The following is a 26,557-nucleotide window of genomic DNA, read 5'->3' as shown; positions in this document are numbered from 1 at the left end:
AGGGGTTCGGAATAGGAGAGTTTGGGCGTTTTTGGGTGAGAGCGTTTATGAGTTTGAGTGAGAGCGTTTATGTGTGGCGCAGTTAATGGGCATTTAAATGATATTTTCAGATTTATGCGTTTCTTTTTTATGCTATTTTTGTAGAATAAACTCAATTCGTAATTCCAAAATGTTTACTCATAAACCATCCGGCTTCCCAGCTCTGTCATTCTCCAACACTCAAACCTTTGAACACTTTCACTCCATCAACTGCAATGGAAGATTAATAGATTTATCAGCCCCGAAAATCATGGGAATTCTCAATCTCACTCCGGATTCTTTTTCAGACGGCGGAAAATTTAACAATGAAAAATCTGCGCTGGAACAGACTGAAAAAATGCTGAAAGATGGTGCTGAAATCATCGACATCGGACCGCAATCCACAAGACCGAATGCAGAATTTCTGACTTCTGAAGAGGAAATCCGAAGAATCGGAAATATCATTTCTCTAATTAAAAAAGAATTTCCGGAAGCTTTGATCTCTTTGGATACATTTTATTCCGGAACCGTAAAATTTGGTTTTAATGAGGGCATTGATCTGATCAATGATATTTCCGGCGGTCAGTATGATGATAAAATGTTTGAAACTGTTGCAGAAACAAAGCTGCCGTACATTTTGATGCACGTAAATCCTACCTATGAGACGATGCACGATAAGATACAATTTGAAGATATTATTCTTTCAGAAAATCGTTATTTTTCAGAAAAAACGGCAGAATTGCTCAAGTTAGGAGTGAAAGATCTGATCCTTGATCCCGGTTTCGGATTTGGTAAAACAGTGGAAGATCAAATGAAAATGATTGACGAAGTACAGTATTTAGGATTCGGAAAATTCCCTTTACTGATAGGTATTTCAAGAAAATCTTTCATTTATAAACCTTTAGGAAAATCTCCATTGGAAATTAATGAAGAAACTCAAAAACTCCATCTGAAAGTTTTGCAGCAGGGCGCAAAAATTTTGAGAGTTCATGATGTTTTGGAAGACAAGAAAACTCTGGATATATTTTTGAGGAGCTAAAATGATCCGAATCGTCGGATTTTCATGATTAAAAAACAAAAAAGCTGTCTCAAAAGTCAATTTTTTGGGCTTTTGAGACAGCTTTTTTATGTCACTAAATTTATCTTTCCAGCGTAAAATTAGAAATCACTTTCGGACGTTCGGTTTCATTGGCTGCTTTCCATGAAGTTCGGTACATCCATTCCGTCATTTTATACAGCTTTTTGTAATTAATGTTTTCCGATTCATCTTGCGGAGTGTGATATTGATCGTGCAGAACACTCGTGAAAAATATTGCAGGAATTCCTGCCTTTGCATAGGGTAAATGATCGCTTCTGAAATAAAAATATTCTGCATGCTTCGGAGAATCCCAATCTTTCAGATACCTGAATTTCGTACTCTCATTATTGGCATCTTCAGCCATTTTTACCAATTCTTCAGAATTTTTATGAGGCGCGTTTCCGCCGAGAAGCGCAGCTTCATTATTATCATTTCTCCCGATCATATCACCATTGAGAACGGCAACAATATTTTCTTTTGGCACAACAGGATGCGCTGCATGCCATCTCGACCCCAATAAACCTCGTTCTTCTGCACCATGAAAAACAAAAAGAATACTGCGTTTTGAAGGCTGTTTTTTATAGGCTCTTGCCATTGCCAACATCGCAACACAGGTACTTGCATTATCATCTGCGCCGTTGTAAATCGTATCGTTTTTTACAGGATGTCTTATTCCGTCGTGATCCTGATGTCCGCTGATTAAAACAAATTCGTTTTTAAGTTTAGGATCTGTACCGTCTATTTTTCCGATGATGTTTACGGAAGGATATTTATACGTTTCTGTGATGAGGTGCAGCGAAATTTTAGGATTGTTTTTTACCCAGTCAGAATTTTCTCTTTTAATCCATAAAACCGGAATATTATTCGTTACACTTTCTCTTAAACCTTCAACTCCGTAAGAACCTCTCGTCATTTGCGGTAAAACTTCAACCCAGCTTTTATCCGATGTTTCGTCTGTAATGAAGATGATTCCTTTTGCTCCCAGTTCAGATGCTTTGTTATAGTATTTTGTTCTTACAAAACCGGGATATCTTCTTACGAAAAGCGTCATTTCCTTTTCAATATTCCTGTCAGATGCATTTACAGCGAGAATTTTTCCTTTAATATTTAATTTTGATAAATCTTCGGGTTCGGCATTTCCGGCATAAACAATTTCAGAATCAATGTCTGCATTTACGGGTTCCGCAACAAGAAAATCTTTCCATAATTTTAAAGAATTGTCACCAATTTTCAGACTGCTCTGCGGAATTACCTGATGTCTGTACATATCGAAAAACTGAAAGAAAGTTCCGTTGTCTCCGGCTGGTTTCATTCCTGCTTCCTTAGCTCTGTCAGCTAACCACATTGATACTTTAAGCTCATCTAAAGTTCCTGCTTCCCGACCCAGAAACTGATCGGCTGCAAGATCATACATATCCTTGCGAAGATCGACTTCTTTAATAGCAGAAACCAGAGGTTTTTGATAGGATTGAGCGGTAAAAGTGCCAAAAATAAACACACTGAGTGCAGATAATAGGTAATTTTTCATCTTGAATTGTTTAAATGATTTGATTGTATTTTAAATTGTAACACACAATAAACAAAATGAAGCCTAAATCATTTTAAGTTGAATGTTAAACTACAAAATCAGAAGAAATACGTTTCTAAAAGTTTAATTCAGATTCGCAAGCTTATCTGCAAACTGTTTGGAAAATTCTTTACGGTCTTCTTCCATTTTTTCCGGTGTAGAAGGAAGAATATAATTGAAGAGGATTTTATCTTCGTTATCCAGAAAGATGATTTCCTTTTCGTTGCCATCGATCATTTGGGCAAAAATTTCCCACATTGAAGTGTCTTTTAATTTTAGCAATTCAAAAAACTGCTCTGCTTTTATTTCGATTTTCTGCATTTATCTTTTATTTTTAGCTGTTTCATTTTTTAAAAATCCAGAATCTTTAATTTAAACTGAATCGCAAAATTTTGTTTAAAATTGGGAGTGGTATAATATCCGACTCTGTAAAATAATCCCAGATTAAAGTAGGTAGAAAGAAAATTATTCCATTCCAGACCGACTTCCTGATAAAGATGATCCAAAGGACGGAATCTGAACTGGTGGTAATCGGGATGTTTCATATTTCCCGTTGTTCCTCTTAACACAAAGTCGAAGCTTGAAATATTCTGCCCAAAACTTTTAAAATACCAAGGAATTTTATGGGTGAAATAATACGCAATAAACCGGTCATTGTAATATTTTCCGCCTTCCAGAGTTGCAAATCCGAGGAAAGAAGTTAGGTTAAAATTAAAATCTTTTCTTGAAGAAGCAAGCCCGTTCATGGTGAAATTTTTCCAGATCGGCGCATCTCCGAAAACCATTCCGCCGTAGAGTCTGAAGCCGGTGGTTCCAAACATGGTTTTAAAGTTATGAATTAAAAGCGCATCAAATCGGGTATAATTGAAATCTCCGCCAAAAATTTTGTAGCTCTGTTCGTAATTAAAGTACAATTCGGGATATTTCTGATCGATCAGTGATTTTCCCTGTGGCGTCATAATATTCGTGGAATTTGGGGAATATTTTAACGTAAACAGGGTATTAAAATTATCAAAAGAAGAACCTCTTCCTCGGAAAGAATAATCAAACATCGCTTCTTCCAGATTTCTTCGGGCAGCAAAAACCAGTGTTAATCCATTGGTAACATCGTTCAGGTAAGACACAGAAGCTCCTTTGTAACGGTAATAACGGTCGTTGTTCAGGTTATTTCCATAGTTTGCCGTTCTCATTTTAAAGCTCCAGAGCCTTCTGTAGAATTCGCCGGAAGCTGTTACATCATCATAATAATCCAGCCGGAAATACGAATCTTTTTCCAACGTTGTTTTGATATCAAGACCAATCCTGTATTTCCATTTATCATCCTTAAAACCGTAAGCAAAAAGGTAATCCGGGGAAAAATACGGATTGAAATTTTCATTAAGTTTTGCTTTTAATCCAACTCTGAAGCCTTCATAAAGGTTGTAATTGACGATTTCGTCCACTGCAAAATCCACAACACCTACTTTAATCTGTCCGTTAAGAAGCAGACCGCTCAAAACTCTTGCTTTACGGTCGATATTGTAGATTTTTCCGAGACTGTCGATCGTTTTATAGGTGTTTTTTTCTCTTTCGGTAAGAGGATCGGTTCGGTATTGATCTAAGGTTTTTCCGTCGATATTTTTTACTGAAAAAGTGTAACCTTTAAAGTCATTTTGATTATTTTCCGCAGGGGAATGATAATCGAAATACCGCGATGTGAGAAAAGCGTAGGTTCCGAAAGTTTTTTTGCTTTTCTTATCGGTTTTTTCTTCAGCATTTTCATTTTCCATCTGCATATCGCTCATTTTCAGCTTTACGGTTTCATATGCCAGAAACCATTTGTTGTTGAAGAAAATCCACGAACTGGTAATAATTCCGTCGTTTTTATTCTTACTGAAATTTTCAATTTTTTTTACGCCGTAGGTTTCGGTATCTACATAAATAGCGCCGTTGTATTTTCGTTTTTTATCGGGCTTTTTGTAATTCACTTCCCGGAAACGGATGACGAAATTTTTTCTTCCGTCCATTTCAATGGTATCGGTAAGAAAGAAACGGTACAGTCCTCGGTTTTCTTTTTTAATCTGATCCGGGATTTTGTCTCTGTTGCTCTGCTGAAGCGCGATCATTTCATAAATAGGCTGTTTGAGACCGGAAATTCTGTTATCCAGAATATTGATCTTCTCACCGTATTTTTTAGAATACAGAAATTCCTGCGCTCTTTCCCAGAGAAACAGTTTGCTTTTCGAGAATATTTTTCGCGCGGTAATGTTGTTTAAAGAATCTTTTTCCCGCTTTTTTTTGAACATTCCGGTTTCTTCGAAGAATTTGTTGTACTGAGAAATACTGTCTTCGTCGATATCGAGAGAAATTTTTTCGTAAGATTTATAATAATAGGAATCCAGCGTTTTGGGAGAGTTCTCATGGAAATACTGATTCACTTTATTAAGGATTTCCAGTGCTCTCGGATCACTTTTGTCTTCGATGATAACGGTTTCAATAGAAGTAACTTTCGATTGTGAAAAACCAAAAATACAGATTGAAAAACATAGAAACAGTAAAATCCTTTTCATAGAAAACCTTGCCAAAATTACTAATATTTATTGTCCCGCAAAAGTTTTGTTAATTGATATTAATGGGATCATTCATTGGAAATATCTTTTAAAAAATAAGGCTCAAACTCCCTATCTTCAATCAAAGGACGGGATTCTTTTTGTATTAGAAGAAATTAATATTGCAGAGAAACACTCAGTAAGCCTATGTTTCATGGTTATTTTTTCAGAAAGATAATAAAAAAACAGAAACCCGAAAGCTTCTGTTTCTATTTTGCAGATAATTATTTTGAAATACGGCTTAGTTTAACAGGTTAAATCTGAACTTAACAGCAAAATTATCTTTAAATTCTGAGGTTTGATAATATCCTAAACGGTAAGAAAATCCTACCCCAAAGTTTCTTCCCAGAAAACGGTTCCAGATAACTCCGGCTTCCTGATAATAATGATCCAGCACCTGAAACTGAAACTGATGATCCTGTCTGTTTTTCATGTTTCCGATCGCCGCCTGATATTCAAGTTCGATACTGGAATATCTTGATCCGAAAGTTTTAAACCTGAAAGGAAGAGACTGGGATACTTTGAAGGCAACAAATTTATCGGTAAAGAACGTTCCGGAAGGCATGGTTGCAAAACCTAAATTGGAAGGTGTCGTAATGCTCGAAGTCCATTTGTCTTTGTTTGCATCGGTTTGTCCGGCGATTTCAAAGTTTTTCCAGATCGGTGCATTTCCTGAAGAAATTCCTCCGAAAAGTTTGATGTTCGTATATCCTAATTTTGATCTGAACTGATGAATAATTAACGCATCCACTCTGTGATAATCCAGATCTCCGCCTAACGTTTCAAATCCTTTTTCGTAATTCATGAAGATTTGCGGATATCCTTTTTCATAAGTGAATTTTCCGCTCGGCGTCATGATATTTTTGTCATTCGGTGAGAATTTTAAGGATAACGTTGCACTTGTATTGTCGAAACTGCTGCTCAGATTTTTGTACTGATAATCAAAAAGAGCCTGTTGCTTTTCTTTATTCACGGCAACTTTCACACTTAAAGAATTCGAAATATCATAAAGGAAAGAAGCTCCCCATTTCTGGTTTTTGTAAAAAGTTGAGTTGTGAAGATCCAGATTGATGTCTGAAAATTTCATCATCATGTCCCACATATTGTTGCTGAATCTTCCGGCTGCGAACACATCATCCACATAATCGATCCTGAAAATGGAAGTTCTTTTATCTGATAATTTCACATCAAGACCCAAACCGTATTTCCATGTATGATCTTTAAATCCGTACCCGAAATAACCGTCCGGAGAAAATGTTTTGTTGAATTTTTCATTCAGCTTGATTCCTGCTCCCAGACGAAGACCTTGGTATTTATCATAGCTGAAGAACTTTGTAAGATCAAAATCGATGAATTTGTATCGCAGATTTCCTCTTAAAAGCTGCGTTAAAGTATTCAGCTTTTTCTCAAAATCATGCTTTTCCACAAAACTGTCGATCTTGGTGTAGGTTGCACTTTCTCTCGCGGTAAGACTGTCGGTTCTGTATTGGGAAAGGAGACTTCCGTCCGAGTTTTTCATTTCAAGAGAGTAGCCTTTGAATTCGGATGCTTTTTGTTCTTTATTGATCTCAAAATCGAAGAAACGGTTTTTCACATACAGATAATTTCCGAAATTCTTTTTGTTGTATTTTGTTTTTTCTCCGGGTTTCAGACTGTCTTTTTTAGAAGTCTCAAAACTCTGGCTTCCCATTTTTACTTTAATGTTTTCATAGTCTAAGAACCACTTTCCGTCGATAGGTTTCCAAACCGAAACAATATCTCCTTCATTCTGTTTCTTGCTTTGGCTTTCAAATTTTTTCAAAGCATAGGTTTCTGAGTCGATATAGATTTTCCCGTTGAATTTTCTCGGATTCTGCTTCTTTTTATCGGTGATTTCCTTGAATTTAATCACAAAAGTTTTTCTTCCGTCGAGCTGTAAAGTATCGGAAAGATAAAAATTGAATAACTTTCTGTTTTCGGGTCTAAGCTGTCTCGGTGTTCTGTCAAGATTAGAAATATTAATGGCTAAAGCCTCATAAATCGGATTTTTGAACCCCGACATTCTGTTATCAATGATATTGGTTTTCTCACCGAAACTTTTAGAATATTTGTATTCTGCGGCTTTCTCCCAAAGAAACAACTGGCTTTCGGTGGTCGCCTGAATAAGATCTTCTCCGATCAAAGAATCTTTTTTCTCTTTATCCGTTTGCTTAAGGTCTTTTTTATCAACCTTGGAAAGTGAGTCTTTTCTTACTGCCAAAAAGTTTTTGTACGTATCCACAGAATCTTTATCTACATCAATAGAAAACTTGGAATACGATTTAAAATTGTAGGAATCCAGCGATTTGGGTGAATTCTCTTTGGCTCTTTTGTTTACCTCATCTAAAATTATCAACGCTCGCGGATCACTCTTATCCTGAATGACAATTTTGTCTATATTTCCCATCTTTTCAGACAAAGGCTGCATAGAAACTTCCATAGACGGTTTTACATCCGTTACGACATCCTGAAAATTGCTGGCAAGAATTTCGATCTTTTTACATTTTGTTTTAAAAGATACACTGCCGTTGAAGTCGGTTTTCCCGAGAAGTGCGTCATCACAGTAGACCGCTGCGTTATGTACAGGTTTTTTATCCGCTTTACTGATCACTTTCAGCTGATTTTGTGCGAAAAACACTACCGAAACAAACAAAAACAGGGATGATAGATATTTTGTCATTAGTCTTTTTTATAGTTAAGACAAAACTAAAAATAAGAAGGTTACAAAACGATACGAAAAAATATAATCTTTTGTTAAAAATAAAATCAGCTGTACGCAAAGATGGTACAACTGATTTCTTATAATAACTTTATTGACGTTTTAAGTTGATCTAAATATTCAAAGCCTTCTGATATGCATTTTCAAGACCTTCAAGATTTTTTCCTCCTGCCGTTGCAAAGCCCGGATTTCCTCCGCCGCCGCCTTGGATTTCTTTCGCTAAATCTTTTACGATTGCTCCTGCCTGATAATTTGCAGCCAGATCATCTGAAACACCCACGGTAATCATTGGTTTTCCGTCTGCATCAGAAAGGATGATCGTTACTGAAGTCGGGATTTCTCTCTTTAACTGGAATACGATGTCTTTTACAGAACCTGCATCAAGAGATGTTTTCTTTACCAAAAGCTGCTTATCTCCTTTTTGTTCGTAAGCATTTTTCCAGTCGCCGATTTCTCCTTTTGCTTTTTCTTTTTTGAAAGCTTCCACTTCCGACTTTAAAGAAGCATTTTCTTCCATCAGTTTTTCAATCGAACGGATGATGTCTTTGGATTTTAACAACTGAGAAAGTTCAGCTACCTGTTTTTCAAGATTTTTGAAATATTTTTCAGATTCGTCTCCGGAGATCGCTTCAATTCTTCTGATTCCTGCTGCTGCGGAACTTTCGGAAAGAATTTTAAAATGACCGATTTCGCTGGTGTTTTTTACATGAGTTCCACCACAAAGTTCTTTCGAGCTTCCAAACTGGATCATTCTTACATTGTCTCCGTATTTTTCTCCAAACAAAGCCATTGCACCTTTGTCTAAAGCCTCCTGAATCGGGATGCTTCTGAATTCCTGTAATGCAATACTTTCTTTGATTTTTGCATTCACTTTATTTTCTACCAAAGCCAGTTCTTCTTCCGTCATTTTGTTGAAGTGGGAGAAGTCGAAACGCAGATAATCGGGACCTACGTAAGAACCTTTCTGTTCCACGTGCGTTCCCAGAACTTCTCTTAACGCTTCATGCAGTAAGTGCGTTACCGAGTGGTTTGCCTGAGAATTTTTTCTTTCTGCTGTATTTACTTTAGCATAGAAAACTGCTCCTGCATCTTTAGGAAGACCGTTAATTAACGAAATAATCAGTCCGTTTTCTTTTTTGGTTTCCAGAACCTCAAAACTTTCCGTGGCATTTTCAAGAAGACCTTTATCTCCAACCTGTCCACCACCATCCGGATAGAAAGGCGTTTCACTTAGAACCACCTGATAAAATTCTCCGTCTTTATTTTCTATTTTTCGGTATCTTGTAATGTAAGTTTCAGATTCTAATTGGTCGTAGCCTACAAAATTTTCTGCTTTTTCCTCAAGAATTACCCAGTCGTGGACTTTCTGTTCAGCACCCCCTCTTGAACGATCCTGTTGCTCTTTTTTTCTCGCTTCAAAACCTGCTTCATCAATCGTTAAGCCTTTTTCTTCAGCAATAATTCTCGTTAAATCATCCGGAAAACCGTAAGTGTCATACAATTCGAAAACTTCATTGCTTGGAAGTATCTTCAAATTGCTTTCAATGGTCTGCTGAATTAATTTTTCAACTCTTATCAGTCCGTTTTCAATGGTTCTTAAGAAAGATTCCTCCTCGCTTTTGATCACTTCTGTAACCAAAGCTCCCTGTTTTTCAAGTTCAGGGAAGAATTTACCCATTTGTTCCTGAAGAACGGCAACCAATTTATAAAGGAAAGGTTCTTTCATGTCTAAGAATCTGTAAGAATAGGAAACTCCTCTTCTTAAAATTCTTCGGATAACGTAACCTGCACCTCCGCTTGAAGGCAATTGTCCGTCCGCAATGGCAAAAGAAACAGCTCTGATATGGTCTACCACAACACGGATCGCAATATCCTTTTCGTCTTTTAAAATTCCGGTATATTTTTTTCCTGAAAGTTCTTCCACTTTAGCAATTAAAGGGGTAAAAACATCGGTGTCATAATTGGAGGATTTTCCCTGAAGCGCCATACAAAGACGTTCGAAGCCCATTCCGGTATCAACATGTTGTGCAGGAAGTTTTTCCAAAGAACCATCAGCTTTTCTGTTGAATTCCATAAAAACGAGATTCCAGACTTCCACCACTTGAGGATGGTCATTGTTTACAAGATCAAGTCCCGAAACTTTAGCTTTTTCTTCTTCGCTTCTTAAATCAACGTGGATTTCAGAACACGGTCCGCAAGGTCCGCTTGCGCCCATTTCCCAGAAATTATCCTTCTTGTTTCCGTTGATGATTCTATCTTCAGAAATATGGGATTTCCAGAAATCGTAAGCATCCTGATCTCTTTCCAGATTTTCGGAAGCATCTCCTTCAAAAATGGTTACGTAAAGATTTTCTTTAGGAATTCCGTACACTTCTGTCAGCAATTCCCAGGCAAAAGCAATAGCATCTTTTTTAAAATAATCACCAAAAGACCAGTTCCCCAACATTTCAAACATGGTGTGGTGATAGGTATCTCTACCTACATCATCCAGATCATTGTGCTTTCCGGAAACTCTTAAACATTTCTGGGTATCGGCAATTCTTGGGGCTTTAGGCTCTTTATAACCTAAAAAATAATCTTTAAACTGCGTCATTCCCGAGTTGGAAAACATAAGGGTAGGATCGTCTTTCAGCACAATAGGAGCCGAAGGAACGATAAGGTGTTCTTTACTTTTAAAATAATCTAAAAATTTTTGACGAATCTCTTGTGATGTCATAATACTATATATTGCTTTGCTTTTTACAATTTTGATAAGATGCAAATTTAATGTTTTTGAGTGATTTAGTTTTAAATATTTGATACTTTTGCTAAGATTTGTATAATAATCTGAAACATTTTCAGGAGCTTTTTCCCGCTTTCCATTGCAATTCCTCATTGCGCGGCTCCGCTTTGCTCCGCCGCTTCACTGCGGGATTTTCATTGCATTCGGGGCTAAATCGCGATTATAATTTTCACTATTTATCATATAAACCATCATTTGTCATGATGAAAGCATGTAAATTGCACAACACGAGATATAATTTTATCAGAATCGGGTTATTGGTGTCAGGATTTGTGGCATTTGTGTTTGGTATTATTGCTTAGATGCTTTCAGCATGACAAATACAACGTTCAGATAAGTTTGATGAAAACTTTGCAGTTTACCATTTAACTTTCTATATTCGTTTTAATATTAGAAAAACCTAAAGATTTAAAATCTAAGGGAATAAGATAATATTTGATATGACAAAAAATGAAACCATTAAAAGCTGGATCGATCAGTATTCCGGGCAGTTGCTGAGAAGAGCAGTTTATCTGCTGTCGGATAGAGTGGAGGCGGAAGACATTGTTCAGGAGGTTTTTATCTCTGCTTTTTCGTCATACGAATCTTTTGAAGGGAAAAGTCAGCCTTTAACGTGGTTAATAACGATTCTAAACAGAAAGGTTGCCGATTTTTACCGCAAAAAATACAAATCGGAACCACAGATAAGACTGGATCATTTTTTTGATGAAACAGGATCGTGGAAAAATGACGATGTGCTGAATGACTGGAATGCTGAAAATAAAGGAACAGAACTTTTAGATGATACAGAATTTAATACATTGGAGGATTGCCTGGAAGAATTGCCCGTTCGGTGGAAACTTCCGATGAAAATGTATTATCTTCAAGAAAAAAAAGCACCCGAAGTAAGTCAGGAACTGAATATTTCTACGACTAATCTTTGGAAGATTCTGCAGAGAGGCAGAATGCAGCTCAGAGAATGTCTGGAATTTAACTGGTTTGCTCAATTATAAATGCTTTTAAAATGTTAAAAAAACTAATCCATATCCTATTTTTACCATGCAGTGAAGCAACCATGCTCATGGAAAAAAGAAACGCAGGCAACATTTCTTCAAAAGAGAATCGAAAACTTTCCATGCATCTGAAAATCTGCAAATGGTGCAGAGCTTATAAAGAAAAGCTGGAAATTTTAGATGAAATTTTAAAAAGAAAACTTTTTAATGAAGAAAAAAGTAAAATTCATGATTCTGAAATTCAGGATTTTAAAGAAAATATGATTAAAAAATTAGATCTTTAATAAAATTTTTGTCAGGATTTTGAAAACGTTCCGACTATACTTTTGAAAATAATAAAGTATTAATTCAAAATCTTAAAAAATGAACGGAACTGCACTTAAAATCGATAACAGAAACCTTGCCGGAAAAGCAGGGTATTACATCTCACTTTTCGGAGCTGCCATTATTCTGCTCTGGATCGGAATTTTCAAATTCACACCCACAGAAGCGAACGCGATAAAACCTTTGGTAGAAAACCATTTCCTTACTTTTTTCGTATATGATATTGTAAGCATTCAGGCAGTGTCTAATGCTATCGGAGTGATAGAAATTATCATTGCATTACTTTTAATTTTTAGTGTGAAATTTGCATCACTCAGAAAGTACGCCGCCATCGGAATGATCGTTACCTTCCTTACTACTTTAAGTTATTTATTTACAACTCCGGGAGTTTGGAAAATAGTGGACGGAGTTCCGGTAACAGACTTTTTCATCATAAAAGACCTGATGCTTTTAGGCTTTGGATTAATGATTTTAAATATAAAGAAATGAATAACAAGATAAAAATGAAAAATATACTAATTTTACTCAGTGTGGTACTGGGAATAGCAGTTTTTGCGACAAGCTGTGGAGATGCCAAGCAAAAATCCACAGAAAATAAAAAAGAAAATGAGACCATTATGGACAACAAAAATGTAAAAGAAGTTTATTTTGCGGGAGGATGTTTCTGGGGAACCGAGCACTTTTTTCAGCAGGTTCGCGGAGTCGTAGGAACAGAGGTAGGATATGCCAACGGAAATAAAAAGAATCCTACATATGAGGAAGTGGTAAGCCACACCACAGGTTTTGCGGAAACCGTAAAAGTAAAATATGATCCTGAAGTAGTAGATTTAAAACTATTAATTGATCTGTATTTTAAAACCATAGATCCTACAAGCATTGACAAACAGGGAAATGACAGAGGAAACCAATACAGAACAGGAATTTATTCCACAGACAAAGAAACAGAAGCGATCGTAAAAGCTGAAGTGGCAAAACTGGCTAAAAATTACAGCAAACCAGTCGTAGTGGAAACCATTCCTTTGAAGAATTTCTATAAAGCGGAAGATTATCATCAGGATTATCTGGATAAAAATCCGGGAGGATACTGCCATATCGAACCGGGATTGTTTGAAATGGCAAGAAACGCCAATCCGCCAAAAAAAGAAACAAAGGGAACTAACGAAACCAAATATCAGAAGCAGGATAAAAAAGCTTTAAAGGAAAAACTGACTGCCGAACAGTATAACGTTACTCAGGAAAACGGTACGGAAAGAGCTTTCCAGAACGAATACTGGGATGAAACGAGAGAGGGAATTTACGTAGATATTACCACAGGAGAACCTTTGTTTATCTCAACAGATAAATTCGAATCCGGTTGTGGTTGGCCAAGTTTTTCTAAGCCGATTACCAAAAAATTAATCGAAGAGAAGTTAGACCGTTCTCACGGAATGACGAGAGTGGAGGTGAGAAGTAAAACCGGAGATGCGCATTTGGGACACGTTTTCAATGACGGTCCCGCAGACAAAGGCGGGCTTCGTTACTGCATCAATTCTGCTTCCCTGAAGTTTATTCCGAAAGCGGAAATGCAGGAAAAAGGTTACGGAGAATATATTTCTTTACTCGATAAAGATAAAAAGTAAGTGTTAAGTGAAGAGGTGATTGAAGGGGCTGCCGAAAGGCAGCCTTTTTATGTTTACCCTTTAAATTTAATACTCTGTCATTCAGAAAGGAGCAGAACGAAGTGGAGCGCATTGAAGAATCTATCGGAGTTTTAGCAGAAATCGTTCTTTAATGCTTAACATGGAAATATTCAGAAACAATAGAAAAGCAAATAAAATATAGTAAGCTCCTTTTGGAAGTTCAGATACATTTTCAAAAACTGTTTGGAAATGTTGATTAAAGGCTAAAAACTTATCCATAAAAGTAGGTTCTTCAACTTCGTAAATCAAGTCATTGCACAAAAGATATTCGGATTCTTTTTCTTTAGTTGGTTCAACATAATAATGAACTGCAAAAATATTTCCGGTTTTCTCTGTATCTATAGCATACATATCATTTTTCGAAATGTGCATATCATTTAAAATGGAAATGAGATCTGCATAAGTATTTTTGTCAGAAAGAATAAATTCAATTCCGGAATTTTTCTCATTTCTTTTCTGCATTGCTTTGATTTCGGAAACAAAAAAATCCGAATTATTTTTGGCTTCATTTGGTGGAACGGCAATTTTCTTGTAATTCCAGTTTCTTAGTGGTTCAAAGGTAGCATTCTGATTATAATTGTCTTTTCTAAGTTTCGCAGGGAGTCCAATGTCAACTACATTGTAAACTGTTTTATCTATATATGGATGAATGTAATACCAAAACAAAACAGGAATCAGCAAAGCACTGATCAGTCCCGGAAAATAATAGATCTTTTTCATGGTTATAATTTAATTTCATCTGAATGAAAATTTTAAGCCAAAAAACAAAAAAAGTGATCCGTAAAAACGAACCACTTAAAAAAATAATCTGAATATATTGTGTTGAATGTTTCAAATAAATTACCAGTCCTTCTTTCTGAGAATCCAGTACGACCCGAAAATAAAAATCGCACACCAAACCAGACACGCAACTAAGCTTTCGGTAGGATAGTGGAATTCATATTTTCCGCCAAAGATTTGCGCCGCTTTTAAACGCATCATCGGATTGGGAATAAGGCTCGACATACTTTCCAGAGGAAAAAGATGACTGATGAAGAAATCGTCTTTCATAATCTTTAATCGTTCCGCTTCCTGTGTTCCTCTTACTTTTGAAAAAACTTCTATGGTCGACAAAATGCTTTCTGCAATCCACAAAACAAAGAATGCAAGAAAAACAAAGACCGATTTTCTCAGCAAAACCGAAAGAAACATCAGAAAACAGAAGAAGGTAAACAGCTTCACAAAATAATTGCCAATAAAGAAAACCTCTTCAAAAACTTTTCCTGAATCTGTCGTATCGGAATACTGATATCCCAAAAACAAAGTAAGCGCAAATACAATAACCGTGGAAATAATCGTGAAAATGCTTATCGTTAACAATTTAGAGCTGATGAATTCCTTTCTGCTTAAACCATCAATCGTATTCTGCTTAAACATCCGGTTGCTGAATTCCTGCGAAATCGAAAAAACAATGATTAATCCTAAGAAAATCTTCAGCAAAGCCACAATCCATGTTGTGAAATTCCAGATTCCCGGAAAATTGTAAATTCCCTGCTCTTTCAAATTAATCTTCCCTCCGAAAGCATCAAAATCTACCAGTCCGACGAAAAGCAAAGTAATAAGAATCGCAAAATATAAGATCGTAAAAACCTTGAATGGTCTGTAGTTCAGGTTTTTGTAATATTCTAGTTTTAGTAATTTCAGCATGATTATTTTGTGTTTTTTACAAGTTCAAGGAATTGAGATTCAAGAGACAGCTTTTTCTTCGTTAAATGAGATAAGAAAATCCCTTTTTCAGCCAGTTTCTGGTTCAGCGCCGAAGCCGAAATAGAAGCATCATCACGGATCTGTGCTTTCAGAATATCGCCTTCCGGATTTACCGCAGTAAACCACTGCAGCTCATTCAGTGCATTTAAAAGCAATGTATTGTTGTCTGCTTTCAATTCAAAATAACCATTATTGGCGGTCATTTCGTCCACCCTTCCGCAATAGATAGAATTTCCCTCCTTCAAAACAATTACATGACTGCATATCTTTTCAATCTCATCCAGAAGGTGACTCGCAATAATAATCGTAATGCCCTGTTTTGCAATATTATTGATGATATCTCTGATCTGGATAATTCCCTCAGGATCAAGACCGTTTGTCGGCTCATCCAGAATAAGAACCTCCGGATTGTTCAGCATCGCCGAAGCAATCGCAAGACGCTGTTTCATTCCCAGAGAATACGTTCGGAAAGGATCTTTTTTTCTTTCCAGAAGATTAACCGTTTTCAGCACTTCATCAATTCTGGAATACGGCGTTCCTTTAATTTCGGCAACAATTTTAAGATTCGTCTCCGCATTCAGATAAGGATAAAAATTAGGCTGTTCTATAATCGCCCCGATTTTTTTCAGCGTATCCGGATCAGTTCCTTTTTTTCCAAACCAGTACCATTCTCCGCTTGTCGGGTTAATCGTAGAAAGCAGCATCCCAAAAGTGGTGGATTTTCCGCTTCCGTTCGGTCCTAAAAGTCCGTAAACATTCCCCTTTTCCACATCAAAGGAGATATTGTTTACCACGATTCTCTTGAATTTTTTAGTCAGATTCTTTACTGATAAAATTTTTTCCATGTAATTTGTTTTACATAGTAGTAGTGTATATAATTCACGTTTTGTTACAAATTATATCATCAATCCGTAAAATTTAATTTCTAAAAACATTAAATTTGATAGAATTAATAGGGAATTATGAAGTTAATTGAACTGGCAAAAGAACTTAACGTTTCAGCAGAAGCAATCAAACAGTTTATTCAGGATTTTGATCTTGAGCTCGTAGAATGCATAAGCACAAATTTTGAAGTAAAAGAAGATTTTGAAAAGTTTGCGCGCGAAAACATCGAATTTTTAAAACTTTACGAAAAAGATTTAGACAAAACAAAAACACTGGAACAGATTGCGGAAACCATCAATCAGCCCAAAGAAAAAATAGAAAAAGCCATTAAAGAAGCCGATCCGAATATTTTTGACAACGGTTTCTTCAAATCTTCCATTTCAAGCTACGGAATCGATAACAAACTGGGCGGAAATTATCAGTTTGTGTACGATTATTTCGGGCATAAAACCAGTCTTCAAAAAAGAGATTTCATCGGCTACAGAGATCTGTTCTTCTACATTTCAGCCGCTTTGGAACCGTTTTTAAATCCGCAGCAGATTAAAGACTGGGGAATCAACAAACCCGCCGGAATTATTCTGTATGGTCCTCCCGGAAGCGGCAAGATTTTCTGGGCAAATAAAATTGCCGAAATTATAGGCTATCAATTTAAAGAAGTTAAAAAACATTACCTCGGAACCTCTTTTGTAGACGGAATTCAGACCAATTTCAATGATTTTCTGGTAACCATTATGAAGAAAGACAAAATTCTGCTGTTTCTGGAAGACTTTGATGAAATTATGATGGCAAGGAAAGCAGACAATAATGTCACTTCCTGTAATCTGGAAACACAGGAACTTATTCTGCACTATATTTCGAAATTTGAGCAGGGGAATCTTTTAATGGTAGGATCTGCAAATTCCGTTTCTGAAATTAATGAAGAAATTCTGGCTCCCGGAAGATTCGATGTCATGATTCCGGTTTTTCCGCCCAATCTTGCGGAAAGATCTGAAATCATTTTATATGCGATGACAAAAAATCTGGAGAAGGATTCTTTGCTGTTTAAGATTTTAAAAAACAACAAAGCTGATAAAATTCCTTTCTGGAATGAGGTTTCTTCACAAATGAAAGTATTCAGCAATACGATGCTGATTGATTTTACCCAAAGTCTGAAAAAAAGAATTAAAAACGAATATCAGAAAACGCGGAACGAAAATTTAAAGATCGATCAGAAACTTTTAAAAGGCGCTTTAAGAGATGCGGCAGCGAAACTGACTGAAGAATATCTGGATCAGATTGCGAGATTTTTAGCAGATGCGATCATTAATAATTTCGATCAGTTCCAGCAGAGAATTCAGAATCTTAAAAAAGAACTGGATACTTACAAAGCAGTTGAAGAACCAAGAAGAATCATCGGATTTCATCATAACGGCGAAGAAGAGGGAAGTCAGGGATAGAAAGGTGAATTCTCTTTGTTTGTGAATTTTGCGTTGCAGGCTATTGGTTGATTTTAAATGATTTACAAACTATTAATTTAAACACATAAGTCACATGAGTTTTTAATTAAATATTGAATAGAAAGATCACATAAGGAAAATCAAAGATTTTCGGAAACTAAAGTGTTCTTACCTATAATTTCCGGTTGATTTTAAATCTTATGTGACTTATGTGTTTAAATAAATTACCATAAGTTGAGTTTAATAACAATTGAATATGAGTTTGAACTAAAGTCTCATTCTATTGAGGGTTTTATATTGTTTTACATCAAACTTAAGTCAATTATAGAGTTTAAAAAAATTCACAAGCAAAGCAAATTAACCATTAACCATTCACTACAAATTACTTATGAACAGCATCTGGGAACTTGAAACTTTTTACAGAAAACGCGAGGTTATAATTATCGGAGCCGGTTTTACGGGACTTTGGACGGCAATCTCCATTAAAGAAAAATATCCCGAAAAATCTGTTTTGATCATTGAGCGAAATTCTGTTCCGATGGGTGCTTCCACGAGAAATGCCGGTTTTGCCTGCTTCGGAAGTTTAACGGAAGTAATTGCCGATTCTGAAAAAATGGGCTGGGAAAAAACATTAGACCTTGTAAAGATGAGGTTTGACGGTTTGCAGAAAATTCAGCATTATTTTAAAAATTTCGAGATAGATTTTGATCTGAATGGCGGTTTCGAGATTCTTAATGATGATGAACCTTTACAAAAGCTGGATGAAGTAAATCAGAAGCTGAAATCCATTACCAATGTTGAAAAGACTTATTTTTTAAGCCAGTACAAAATTCAGGAATTCGGTTTAGGAAAATCTCAATATCTGATTGAAAATCCGTGTGAAGGAAGTCTGCATTCCGGGAAACTGCTTAAGAAGTTACTGGAGAAATGTCATGAATTAAAGGTTGAATTTCTCTTCGGAACCGAAGTTGAAAATATCACGGAACATTCAGATGAAATTGAAGTTCATCTTTCAAAAAATCTTTCTGTGAAGGCAGATCAGTTAATTCACTGTACGAATGCTTTTGCTTCAAGATTTTTAGACAAGGAAGAAATTATTCCGGCTCGAGGACAGATTATTCTAACGGAACCGATTGGACATCTGAAATTAAAAGGGACATTCCATTATGATGAAGGTTTTTATTATTTCAGAAATCTCGGAAACCGGATTTTACTCGGAGGCGGAAGAAATCAGGATTTTAAAACAGAAGAAACCACATCTTTTGAAACCACAGAATTTTTGCAGAATCATCTTGAAAATTTTTTGAAAGAAGTCATTTTACCCAATCAGCATGTTGAAATCGCTCATCGCTGGTCAGGAATTATGGCAATGGGAACCGAAAAAACACCGATTGTAAAACAACTTTCAGAAAGACAGTTTTGCGCAGTCCGCCTTTCGGGAATGGGCGTTGCAATGGCTCCGAAAATCGGGGAGATTGTGGCGGAAATGATTTAATTTTAGTCATATTAGTTTTTATTACGTAAAAATAAAAATCAATTAAGAAGAAAATCGGAGCTTTTTAAGCTATTGTGAGCTTTTCATTGCATTCATGCACTAAATTAAAATTATTTTAAGCTTTTGCGACTTTTGTGGTTAATAAAATTTTAAAGCAAACTTATTTTTTACCCCACCGTTTTCGTATCCTCTTCCTTCAGGATCTTTTTCTCCTTCATAGAAACCATCATTCTTTCGCATTTGTATTTTTGCCAGTCGAAATTACTCAGGAAATCCAGAGCCGCAGAAAATCCGCGGTTGAAGAGCTCTTCCTTTTCTTCTCTCTGCATAAAGAAATTCAGCCAGTTGCTGGTTCCGCAGTTCACGGTCTGAATGCTGAAAAGATGGTAGAACGTATGTTTGGTGAGAAACGTTTTGTCGTTAAAACCTTTTAAAGTATCAATAATATTGCCTGCAAAAGAAAGGGGAGATTTTAAAATTTCTGCGCTGGTCTTTCCTTTTTCAGACTGAATATCAGAATCGCTCGTTAACTGTACGCCGAATAAAGGCATTCTCGGATAAAAGATATCAGTGGAATGGAAAAGGTCGATCGGGAAATTGGAAATACTTCCGCCATCAATAAAAACTCCGGCAGGATTGATGTCTTCCTGTTTCGTATTCATCCAGAATCTCCATGCATATTTTACAGAATCATCATTTTTATCGATTTGCTTCTGAAAAGGCTCAAAAAAGAAGGGAACCGACATCGAAGCTCTTACAAATTCAGCCGGACTGATCTTTTTAAGCTCTTCTTCCGACCAGTACAGATTTGCCATTGTGGGAAGTTCTACTTTTATTTTGGCATTAATATCCGTTGTAATCACGATGTATTCAGATTTTAAGGAATAGAAAGGATCTTTTTTATAATATTCGTTGTTAACGACACCGTCATAGAATATTTTAAACCGGATTTCATCAATATGTTTCTTATTGTTCTGATGAATTTCCTTAATGCTTTCTAAAGCAATATTGTAGTATTGTGTTTCGTTGCCATGACGGTAATTCAGGTTGAGGTCTCTGCCTTTTTTTACAAACTTATCATTCAGCGCAGCCACTGTTTTAATGTCGAAGGCATCCAGAACGTCTTTCATCTGATTCAGAAAAGTATTTCCGGGATTTAATCCTGAATTGGCTTTTTTCAGATCATTATATAACTTTCTCAGATACAGATAAACAATGATGATGGGAATGATGGGAACCAGAAAAAGCAGTTTGGCTCTCAGTGTTGTTTCCGAAGAAATGGCAAAAGGCGCAATCACGAGAATCAGCATAATAATTCCTGCGATAATGGAATTGATCTTCAGGAAGTTTTTGTTATTCAGCATCGAATGGATGGTTGTTTTTACATACGGTTTTCCATCCATGAAGTCCGAGAAATTCCAGTTGAAGAGGATATCTTTAATCACTTCACTTTTGGCTTCTTCTTTGGTTTTACACGCGGCGATCAGCATCGTATTAATCGCTCCCGCACTCGTTCCCGCCACTTTCAGAAAACGGATCCCGAAAATTTCCAGTCCGTACAGATAACCCACCAGTGCGCTTCCCCAGACTCCGCCTCCTTCCTGCACAAATTCCACATACTGATTGCCTTCTGCATCCAGAAGATCAGAAAATTCTTTCGCCGAAATACGGTCGTGTAGCGCAGAAAGTTTTTCTTTGGATTCTTTCGAGAGAACATCTTCCTCAAGAATTTTTTGCAGCATTTCAGGTTTCATGGCTTTTGTTTTTGGTTGTTTTTATTTTTAAAATCGGGTTGATAAGACCACCCCGTTTCAATTTTCCCTGAAAATTGATCCACCCCTCCAGAGGAGGGGAATTCTCAACGTTTCATTAGTTCATTGATTCTGAATTAAAATTACAACTATTTAAAAGATTCAGCCACAGTATTTTCACGATAATTAAAGCGGGAAAATTACCATTGTTTTCTTCGCGCGTAGATAAAGGTACAGATCACAACCAGAGCCATTAAGCCTAAGGTATAAAAATATCCGTGTTGGGTATGTAATTCCGGCATATTATCGAAATTCATTCCGTAGACTCCTGCAATAAAGGTGATAGGTAAAAAATACACCGAGTAAATTGCCAGAACTTTCATTACCTGATTGGCTTTCTGGTCAGAAAGAGCAAGAAACATCCCGATAAGGTTGGTGATCTGTGCGTTAAGATGATCGAAATCCGCAACCACGTCCTTGTGTTTGTCTTTTAAATCATACGCTTCAGAATCCTGAAGTCCGAGTAATTTAAATTTATCGATGGCATCTGTGGAAATCGTAAGCACTCTTGAATTCAGCCCCGATTTTCTTTTCAGCTTATATAACCTTTTAATCTGGTTCGTATGGTTGGTATTTTTAAGGAAAATTTCGTTTTCGATATTGTCCATCGTTTCCAGAAGACTTACCGATTCATCATCAAAACTTTTCATGATGAGCAGTGCGATTTTCAACGCGATGTTTTTGGAGGTGGTTTCAGTTTTCATGGCAGAAAGCTGTTTTTTGGTTTCTGCGATGCTCTTCGTTTTCATCCTGTGGATCGTGATGATCGTTCTTCCCAGAATGAAAATCCCGATTTTGGTACTGATGTCGCTGATCGTGTTGAGGTTTTTGCGTTCCAGCTCGGTACTTTCCCGCAGGAGAAAGAATTTTACCTCTCCGTCCTCTTCATATTTCGGTAAGTGATTGGGATCTAAGGTATCTTCCAGAAGAAGATTATTGATTTCGTACCGTTCGTGTAAAAATTTCAGGTCTTCCGCTGTGGGAGCCTCTACATCCACCCATTCGCACTGGGAATCTCTGTAAATCGTGTCAATTGGCATACCGTAAAAATAGTAATATTTTGAAATACTATGTCTTAAATAAGTTTATCTTTGTCAAAATTAAAAAACTATATGATTAAAAGTACAATAAAAGGAATCGGATTTTATGTTCCAGATAACGTTGTTACCAATGATGATCTAGCAAAATTAATGACCACCAATGACGAATGGATCACGGAAAGGACGGGGATAAAAGAAAGAAGACACCGTAAAAACAGAAACGATTCTCAGGAAACGACGGCTTATTTAGGTTTTAAAGCTTCCGAAAAAGCGATTGCGAATGCGGGTTTAACGGCTAAAGATATAGATTATATTGTTTTTGCAACCCTTTCTCCGGATTACTATTTCCCGGGATGCGGCGTTCTGCTACAGGATATGCTTGGCTGCGATACCATTGGTGCTTTGGACGTGAGAAACCAGTGTTCCGGTTTTGTATATGCGACGAGTGTGGCAAATGCCTTCATTAAATCCGGAACGTATAAAAATATTCTGGTGGTCGGTGCGGAAGTGCATTCTTTCGGGCTCGATTTTTCGGATGAAGGGAGAGGTGTTTCCGTTATTTTCGGCGATGGAGCAGGAGCGATTGTATTGTCGGCAACAGAAGATGAAAACGCAGGAGATATTTTAGCATTCAATATGCATTCCGAAGGGAAATTTGCAGATGAATTGTGCACACAGTTTCCGGGTTCTAAGTACGGATGGAGCGACAGGATGAGAAAAGAACCTGAAAATGTAACGAACAAAGAAGTTTATCCGATCATGAACGGAAATTTCGTGTTTAAGAACGCAGTAACGAGATTCCCTGAAACCATGCAGGAAGCTTTGGATAAAGCAGGAAAAACAATTGACGATGTAGATATGTTTATTCCGCATCAGGCGAATTTAAGAATTGCCCAGTTTGTTCAGCAGAAGTTTGGACTTCCGGATGAAAAGGTCTTCAACAACATCCAGAAATACGGAAATACAACGGCAGCTTCTATTCCGATTGCTTTAAGTGAAGCGATTGAGCAGGGGAAAATTAAAAGAGGAGATTTGGTACTTCTTTCTGCCTTTGGAAGTGGCTTCACCTGGGGAAGCGTTTTGTTCGAATATTAATGGCACAGAACCATTTTACGATAAAAATCCGCAGAACAGTCTGCGGATTTTGTTATATGTGGATTTTGTTTAAACTTTTATAAATAAATATTCTTTTCGGTTTTGCGTTTTCTCAATCCGAGACGGAGCCAAACTGTTTGGGTTTACACTTTCTCGGAGCGAGACGGAGTGTTTCTCTTTCAGGCTGAACTTTCTCGGAACGAGAAAGTAAGAACTTGTTTGGGTTTTAATATTCTCGGACAGAGAATGTTTCTCCCTATTTTTCTTTCAGCATTTTTTCGATCAGTTTATTCTGCATTTCCATAAGTTGGCTGATCTGCTGCTGATTTTGCATCACGCTTTTGAATAAATCTACATCAACATTATTAATGTTTGTATCTCCTACATTTCCCACAGAAGAATTATTGCTTGTTTCTACATTATTATTGATGATGGTATCTCCTTCCAAAAAATACTGAGGTTCTACTTTAAAGAACTCAGCCACTTTCTGCATAAAAATAAAGTCTAATTTTTCAATGCTTCCATTTTCAATTTTGCTGAGATAGCTTTGGGAAACTTCAAGCTGAAAAGCCAGATCTTCCTGAGACATTTCTTTCTGTTCTCTCAGTTTTTTTATTTTAAAGCCAACACTGTTATTCATAATTATGGAAATTGAACTGTAAATATACTGTTTTTGGGAGAAAAAAATTATTCCAAACGGAATTGTATTTTATTCTGTTTGGAATAGATAGTTAGGGAATAGGAATTTATTTTTGAAAAAAGTTTCGCGAATTACTTTTGATGTAAAAAAATGTTTAATTTTAAATTTCAAATCAAATGAAAAAAATTATTTTATTGGCAGCCTTTGGAGTTGCCGGCTTGGTAAATGCAAAAAACGCAGAAGAAACAAAACCTGCTAAAGAAACAGAAAAAGAGAAAAAAGAAGTTATTCAGGAAAAAAACACGAATGAATCTTCTAAAGCAGAATCTAAAACATTACAATATAATTGTATAGAATACTCAATGTATATTCCCTGTTTAGATATGTTTCTTGATGATCAGGTTTGCTACGGTTCAGGAACGTGTGTTTCAACATGGGATGATGCATGGAATTGTATGACCACAAATGGGACATTGGCAACAAAGTTCTTTTGTGGGTAAACAATAATTTGTAAAATAAAAAGTCTCAGTCAATTTTTATACTGAGACTTTATTAAATTTTTAAAACATGATGAGATTATTATTTTTAGTTCTGATATTTTTAGGGAATATTTTATATTCTCAGGAATTGGAAAATTCAAATATTAAATGTACCTATTTGACTAAATTTTTAATAGACACAACAGATGCAAACAGTCAAAAAGAAGAAATGACGAGTCTGTGGATAGGTAAGAAATCTTCTATTTTCAAAAGCGATCAAAAGGCAATCTATGATTCTTTAACGAAGGAATCAACGAAGAATAGTATCAACAATCCTATAAACGGAAGAATTATTATTGATTTTTCTAAAATTCCAAAAGCTTATTTTAATCCGGAAGTATTTAAATCTGAAAACAAATTAGAGATTTACGATAAGATTTTTAATGCAACGTATGCTTTTGAAGCAGATCAAAAAATTGATTGGAAATTAGAAGATGATACTAAAATAGTAAGTAGTTATAAATGCAGAAAAGCAGTAGGAAAATATAGAAATAAAAATATTACCGCGTGGTATACGGAAGAAGTTCCTGTTTCTGAAGGACCTTATACTTTTAAAGGATTACCCGGATTGGTAATTGAAGCTTATGACGATAAAGACTATTTTCATTTTACTTTAATTAAACTTAAAAATATCAGTGAGTTAATAGCTCCTATCAGAAACATCATCGAAACAGATTATCAGAAGTTTTCTAAAAAAAGAGCAGATTTTCAAAATGATCCTGCAGGAGCTTTTTTTATGGCTACAGGAAAAACGTTAACCAAAGAACAAAAAGAGTGGGTGGAAAAAAGACACAGAAAAGATAATAATCATCTGGATTGAATTGTGATTTAAATTCATAAAAAAAGGTTGTCCGTTTTAAGAGACAACCTTTTTGTTTTTTACTGTATATTCAGGCTTTTCAGCAATTTCTCGGTATCGGAAGCATCCTGTCCTGTCTTTTTTGCCAGTTCGATGGATTTTTCAGCCCAGAGTTTGGCGTTTTTCTTGTCGCCGGTTTTGTTGTAAAGATTGGCTAAAGTATCGGTATTCGCGAAGTTTTCGTCTTTCTTTACAGATTCCTGCGCCCAGACTAATGCCTTTTCCAAAGATGCTTTGTTGCTTACATTTTCAAAGAAATTCCATGCAAGAGAATTCAGTTCTTCGGAGCTTAATGCAGAAGTGTCTTGGTTCAGTTCAAGCGTCAGTTTTTCGTATTTGGCAAAGTCTTTATCTCTTAAAGCTCTTGAAGCCTGTGCTTTTTTCAGGATTTTTTCAGCCTCATCTTTAGATAAAAATTTCTGAGCTTCCGTCAGGAAATAATTGTCGTCCCACGTTTTTGACTGTGGGTTGTAAGACTTTTTAAAGATACTGCTGATCTTGATATTTTTGTCAATCGCTTCATACTTTTGAGGAGTAATAATCTTTGAGATTTCATCCTTTTTTGCCTGAAAAATTTTGTACATCGGGCTGTCCGGATTCTGTGCAACGGAAAGTAACATCTGAACATCTTCTCTGTCCAGTTCTTTTTTTGAACTGAAATAGCGCTCCATTACTCTTCCTGCAAACTCAGCATCGTTATACATCGTAAGAGAAGCAAGGTTTTTCAGAAACTCAGGATCTTTTTCGCCGTCTTCGAATTTTTGCTTCAGTGCGGTTAACCTTTTGCTTGGATCTCCTGCATCTTTTGCAAACTGGATGAAATCGTTTTCCTCCACATATCCTAAAGTTCTGTGTACCAATTCTCCGTTTCCGTCTACGAAAAGGTAAGTAGGGAAGGCTTTTACGTTGTATTTTTTGGCAATTTCAATTCCTTCGCCTTTCTCCATATCAATTTTTGCATTGATGAAGTGGGAGTTGTAATAATCTCCTACGGTTTTCTGCGGGAAAATATTTTTCGCCATCAGTTTACAAGGTCCGCACCAAGTGGTATAAGCGTCGATAAATACAAGTTTATTTTCTTTTTTTGCTTTAGCAAGAACGGCTGTAAAGTTGGATTCTTCAAATTTTATTCCCTGCGCAAGAGCAAACGCTCCGATGAATAAGGCAGAAAATATCGATAGTTTTTTCATAAATACTTTTTATTGGTTGCAAATGTAATAATTATGTTAATAAATAAGTCTTTTCA

At 36.2% G+C, this 26,557-nt stretch carries 22 protein-coding genes; 10 read left to right on the top strand and 12 right to left on the bottom strand.

Going from position 1 to position 26,557, the window contains the following annotated elements:
• Positions 1–289 precede the first annotated feature (289 nt).
• The gene (gene folP, locus B0E34_RS16830) at positions 290–1,057 is read left to right on the top strand and encodes a dihydropteroate synthase (RefSeq protein ID WP_087711347.1); all 768 of its coding nucleotides are present in this window, start codon (positions 290–292) and stop codon (positions 1,055–1,057) included.
• Between the two features lie 100 nt (positions 1,058–1,157).
• On the opposite strand, the gene B0E34_RS16825 is transcribed toward folP, so the two are convergent.
• The 5 genes from B0E34_RS16825 to alaS all read right to left on the bottom strand — a co-directional run bounded on the left by B0E34_RS16825 (position 1,158) and on the right by alaS (position 10,704).
• A complete protein-coding gene (locus B0E34_RS16825; RefSeq protein WP_087711345.1) occupies positions 1,158–2,624 on the bottom strand; it encodes a M20/M25/M40 family metallo-hydrolase in 1,467 nt (488 codons plus the stop codon).
• Positions 2,625–2,747: 123 nt separating this feature from the next.
• Entirely contained in the window at positions 2,748–2,984 is a 237-nt protein-coding gene (locus B0E34_RS16820; protein ID WP_087711343.1) for a hypothetical protein, read from the bottom strand.
• A 29-nt stretch (positions 2,985–3,013) separates the two neighbouring features.
• The gene (locus B0E34_RS16815) at positions 3,014–5,212 is read right to left on the bottom strand and encodes a hypothetical protein (protein ID WP_087711342.1); all 2,199 of its coding nucleotides are present in this window, start codon (positions 5,210–5,212) and stop codon (positions 3,014–3,016) included.
• A 280-nt stretch (positions 5,213–5,492) separates the two neighbouring features.
• Entirely contained in the window at positions 5,493–7,949 is a 2,457-nt protein-coding gene (locus B0E34_RS16810; protein WP_087711340.1) for a DUF5686 family protein, read from the bottom strand.
• A 151-nt stretch (positions 7,950–8,100) separates the two neighbouring features.
• Positions 8,101–10,704, bottom strand: a complete 2,604-nt coding sequence (alaS, locus tag B0E34_RS16805) for an alanine--tRNA ligase (RefSeq protein WP_087711338.1) — start codon at positions 10,702–10,704, stop codon at positions 8,101–8,103.
• A 506-nt stretch (positions 10,705–11,210) separates the two neighbouring features.
• Here alaS and B0E34_RS16800 point away from each other — a divergent pair.
• From B0E34_RS16800 to msrB, 4 genes are all read left to right on the top strand, one after another.
• Complete coding sequence (locus tag B0E34_RS16800; protein ID WP_087711336.1) at positions 11,211–11,762, top strand: RNA polymerase sigma factor; 552 nt, start codon at positions 11,211–11,213, stop codon at positions 11,760–11,762.
• 11 nt (positions 11,763–11,773) lie between these two features.
• The gene (locus tag B0E34_RS16795) at positions 11,774–12,046 is read left to right on the top strand and encodes a hypothetical protein (RefSeq protein WP_087711334.1); all 273 of its coding nucleotides are present in this window, start codon (positions 11,774–11,776) and stop codon (positions 12,044–12,046) included.
• 79 nt (positions 12,047–12,125) lie between these two features.
• Positions 12,126–12,575 (top strand): DUF417 family protein, encoded by a 450-nt coding sequence (locus tag B0E34_RS16790; RefSeq protein ID WP_087711332.1) that lies wholly within the window; start codon positions 12,126–12,128, stop codon positions 12,573–12,575.
• A 14-nt stretch (positions 12,576–12,589) separates the two neighbouring features.
• Entirely contained in the window at positions 12,590–13,705 is a 1,116-nt protein-coding gene (gene msrB / locus B0E34_RS16785; protein ID WP_087711546.1) for a peptide-methionine (R)-S-oxide reductase MsrB, read from the top strand.
• A 120-nt stretch (positions 13,706–13,825) separates the two neighbouring features.
• On the opposite strand, the gene B0E34_RS16780 is transcribed toward msrB, so the two are convergent.
• From B0E34_RS16780 to B0E34_RS16770, 3 genes are all read right to left on the bottom strand, one after another.
• The gene (locus tag B0E34_RS16780) at positions 13,826–14,485 is read right to left on the bottom strand and encodes a hypothetical protein (RefSeq protein ID WP_087711331.1); all 660 of its coding nucleotides are present in this window, start codon (positions 14,483–14,485) and stop codon (positions 13,826–13,828) included.
• A gap of 120 nt (positions 14,486–14,605) precedes the next feature.
• Positions 14,606–15,451 (bottom strand): ABC transporter permease, encoded by an 846-nt coding sequence (locus tag B0E34_RS16775; protein ID WP_087711329.1) that lies wholly within the window; start codon positions 15,449–15,451, stop codon positions 14,606–14,608.
• 2 nt (positions 15,452–15,453) lie between these two features.
• Positions 15,454–16,356, bottom strand: coding sequence for an ABC transporter ATP-binding protein (locus B0E34_RS16770; protein WP_076392438.1), 903 nt, complete (start codon positions 16,354–16,356; stop codon positions 15,454–15,456).
• A 117-nt stretch (positions 16,357–16,473) separates the two neighbouring features.
• Here B0E34_RS16770 and B0E34_RS16765 point away from each other — a divergent pair, with 117 nt between their 5' ends.
• Positions 16,474–17,832, top strand: coding sequence for an AAA family ATPase (locus B0E34_RS16765; protein WP_087711327.1), 1,359 nt, complete (start codon positions 16,474–16,476; stop codon positions 17,830–17,832).
• Between the two features lie 388 nt (positions 17,833–18,220).
• Positions 18,221–19,327, top strand: a complete 1,107-nt coding sequence (locus B0E34_RS16760; RefSeq protein WP_087711325.1) for an NAD(P)/FAD-dependent oxidoreductase — start codon at positions 18,221–18,223, stop codon at positions 19,325–19,327.
• 167 nt (positions 19,328–19,494) lie between these two features.
• On the opposite strand, the gene B0E34_RS16755 is transcribed toward B0E34_RS16760, so the two are convergent.
• Both B0E34_RS16755 and B0E34_RS16750 read right to left on the bottom strand, forming a co-directional pair.
• Positions 19,495–21,081: a patatin-like phospholipase family protein gene (locus tag B0E34_RS16755; RefSeq protein ID WP_087711323.1), complete on the bottom strand. Its 1,587-nt coding sequence runs from the start codon at positions 21,079–21,081 to the stop codon at positions 19,495–19,497.
• Between the two features lie 197 nt (positions 21,082–21,278).
• Positions 21,279–22,178 carry a magnesium transporter CorA family protein gene (locus B0E34_RS16750; RefSeq protein WP_087711321.1) on the bottom strand — a complete coding sequence of 300 codons (900 nt, stop codon included), beginning with the start codon at positions 22,176–22,178 and terminating at the stop codon, positions 21,279–21,281.
• A 72-nt stretch (positions 22,179–22,250) separates the two neighbouring features.
• Between B0E34_RS16750 and B0E34_RS16745 the strand changes: the two genes are divergently transcribed.
• Positions 22,251–23,273 (top strand): 3-oxoacyl-ACP synthase III family protein, encoded by a 1,023-nt coding sequence (locus B0E34_RS16745; protein ID WP_087711319.1) that lies wholly within the window; start codon positions 22,251–22,253, stop codon positions 23,271–23,273.
• A 256-nt stretch (positions 23,274–23,529) separates the two neighbouring features.
• Here the strand turns inward: B0E34_RS16745 and B0E34_RS16740 are convergent, their stop codons facing one another.
• The gene (locus tag B0E34_RS16740) at positions 23,530–23,913 is read right to left on the bottom strand and encodes a helix-turn-helix domain-containing protein (RefSeq protein ID WP_087711317.1); all 384 of its coding nucleotides are present in this window, start codon (positions 23,911–23,913) and stop codon (positions 23,530–23,532) included.
• A gap of 176 nt (positions 23,914–24,089) precedes the next feature.
• Here B0E34_RS16740 and B0E34_RS16735 point away from each other — a divergent pair, with 176 nt between their 5' ends.
• Positions 24,090–24,413 (top strand): hypothetical protein, encoded by a 324-nt coding sequence (locus B0E34_RS16735; RefSeq protein WP_087711315.1) that lies wholly within the window; start codon positions 24,090–24,092, stop codon positions 24,411–24,413.
• Between the two features lie 67 nt (positions 24,414–24,480).
• On the top strand, positions 24,481–25,272 hold the full coding sequence (locus B0E34_RS16730; RefSeq protein ID WP_087711313.1) for a GLPGLI family protein: 792 nt from the start codon (positions 24,481–24,483) through the stop codon (positions 25,270–25,272).
• A gap of 59 nt (positions 25,273–25,331) precedes the next feature.
• Here B0E34_RS16730 and B0E34_RS16725 read toward each other — a convergent pair whose 3' ends face one another.
• The gene (locus B0E34_RS16725; protein WP_087711311.1) at positions 25,332–26,501 is read right to left on the bottom strand and encodes a thioredoxin family protein; all 1,170 of its coding nucleotides are present in this window, start codon (positions 26,499–26,501) and stop codon (positions 25,332–25,334) included.
• Between the last annotated feature and the right edge of the window lie 56 nt (positions 26,502–26,557).

This window comes from Chryseobacterium mucoviscidosis (assembly GCF_002177115.1).
GTDB lineage: Bacteria > Bacteroidota > Bacteroidia > Flavobacteriales > Weeksellaceae > Chryseobacterium > Chryseobacterium mucoviscidosis.
The sequence above is the reverse complement of the archived record's forward strand: the minus strand, read 5'-3'. Positions and strand labels throughout refer to the sequence as shown.

Bases quoted from the DNA above. Each gene is read 5' to 3' on its own strand.
- folP (WP_087711347.1), top strand. From the start codon at position 290: ATGGGAATTCTCAATCTCACTCCGGATTCTTTTTCAGACGGCGGAAAA.
- B0E34_RS16825 (WP_087711345.1), bottom strand. From the start codon at position 2,624: ATGAAAAATTACCTATTATCTGCACTCAGTGTGTTTATTTTTGGCACT.
- B0E34_RS16820 (WP_087711343.1), bottom strand. From the start codon at position 2,984: ATGCAGAAAATCGAAATAAAAGCAGAGCAGTTTTTTGAATTGCTAAAA.
- B0E34_RS16815 (WP_087711342.1), bottom strand. From the start codon at position 5,212: ATGAAAAGGATTTTACTGTTTCTATGTTTTTCAATCTGTATTTTTGGT.
- B0E34_RS16810 (WP_087711340.1), bottom strand. From the start codon at position 7,949: ATGACAAAATATCTATCATCCCTGTTTTTGTTTGTTTCGGTAGTGTTT.
- alaS (WP_087711338.1), bottom strand. From the start codon at position 10,704: ATGACATCACAAGAGATTCGTCAAAAATTTTTAGATTATTTTAAAAGT.
- B0E34_RS16800 (WP_087711336.1), top strand. From the start codon at position 11,211: ATGACAAAAAATGAAACCATTAAAAGCTGGATCGATCAGTATTCCGGG.
- B0E34_RS16795 (WP_087711334.1), top strand. From the start codon at position 11,774: ATGTTAAAAAAACTAATCCATATCCTATTTTTACCATGCAGTGAAGCA.
- B0E34_RS16790 (WP_087711332.1), top strand. From the start codon at position 12,126: ATGAACGGAACTGCACTTAAAATCGATAACAGAAACCTTGCCGGAAAA.
- msrB (WP_087711546.1), top strand. From the start codon at position 12,590: ATGAAAAATATACTAATTTTACTCAGTGTGGTACTGGGAATAGCAGTT.
- B0E34_RS16780 (WP_087711331.1), bottom strand. From the start codon at position 14,485: ATGAAAAAGATCTATTATTTTCCGGGACTGATCAGTGCTTTGCTGATT.
- B0E34_RS16775 (WP_087711329.1), bottom strand. From the start codon at position 15,451: ATGCTGAAATTACTAAAACTAGAATATTACAAAAACCTGAACTACAGA.
- B0E34_RS16770 (WP_076392438.1), bottom strand. From the start codon at position 16,356: ATGGAAAAAATTTTATCAGTAAAGAATCTGACTAAAAAATTCAAGAGA.
- B0E34_RS16765 (WP_087711327.1), top strand. From the start codon at position 16,474: ATGAAGTTAATTGAACTGGCAAAAGAACTTAACGTTTCAGCAGAAGCA.
- B0E34_RS16760 (WP_087711325.1), top strand. From the start codon at position 18,221: ATGAACAGCATCTGGGAACTTGAAACTTTTTACAGAAAACGCGAGGTT.
- B0E34_RS16755 (WP_087711323.1), bottom strand. From the start codon at position 21,081: ATGAAACCTGAAATGCTGCAAAAAATTCTTGAGGAAGATGTTCTCTCG.
- B0E34_RS16750 (WP_087711321.1), bottom strand. From the start codon at position 22,178: ATGCCAATTGACACGATTTACAGAGATTCCCAGTGCGAATGGGTGGAT.
- B0E34_RS16745 (WP_087711319.1), top strand. From the start codon at position 22,251: ATGATTAAAAGTACAATAAAAGGAATCGGATTTTATGTTCCAGATAAC.
- B0E34_RS16740 (WP_087711317.1), bottom strand. From the start codon at position 23,913: ATGAATAACAGTGTTGGCTTTAAAATAAAAAAACTGAGAGAACAGAAA.
- B0E34_RS16735 (WP_087711315.1), top strand. From the start codon at position 24,090: ATGAAAAAAATTATTTTATTGGCAGCCTTTGGAGTTGCCGGCTTGGTA.
- B0E34_RS16730 (WP_087711313.1), top strand. From the start codon at position 24,481: ATGATGAGATTATTATTTTTAGTTCTGATATTTTTAGGGAATATTTTA.
- B0E34_RS16725 (WP_087711311.1), bottom strand. From the start codon at position 26,501: ATGAAAAAACTATCGATATTTTCTGCCTTATTCATCGGAGCGTTTGCT.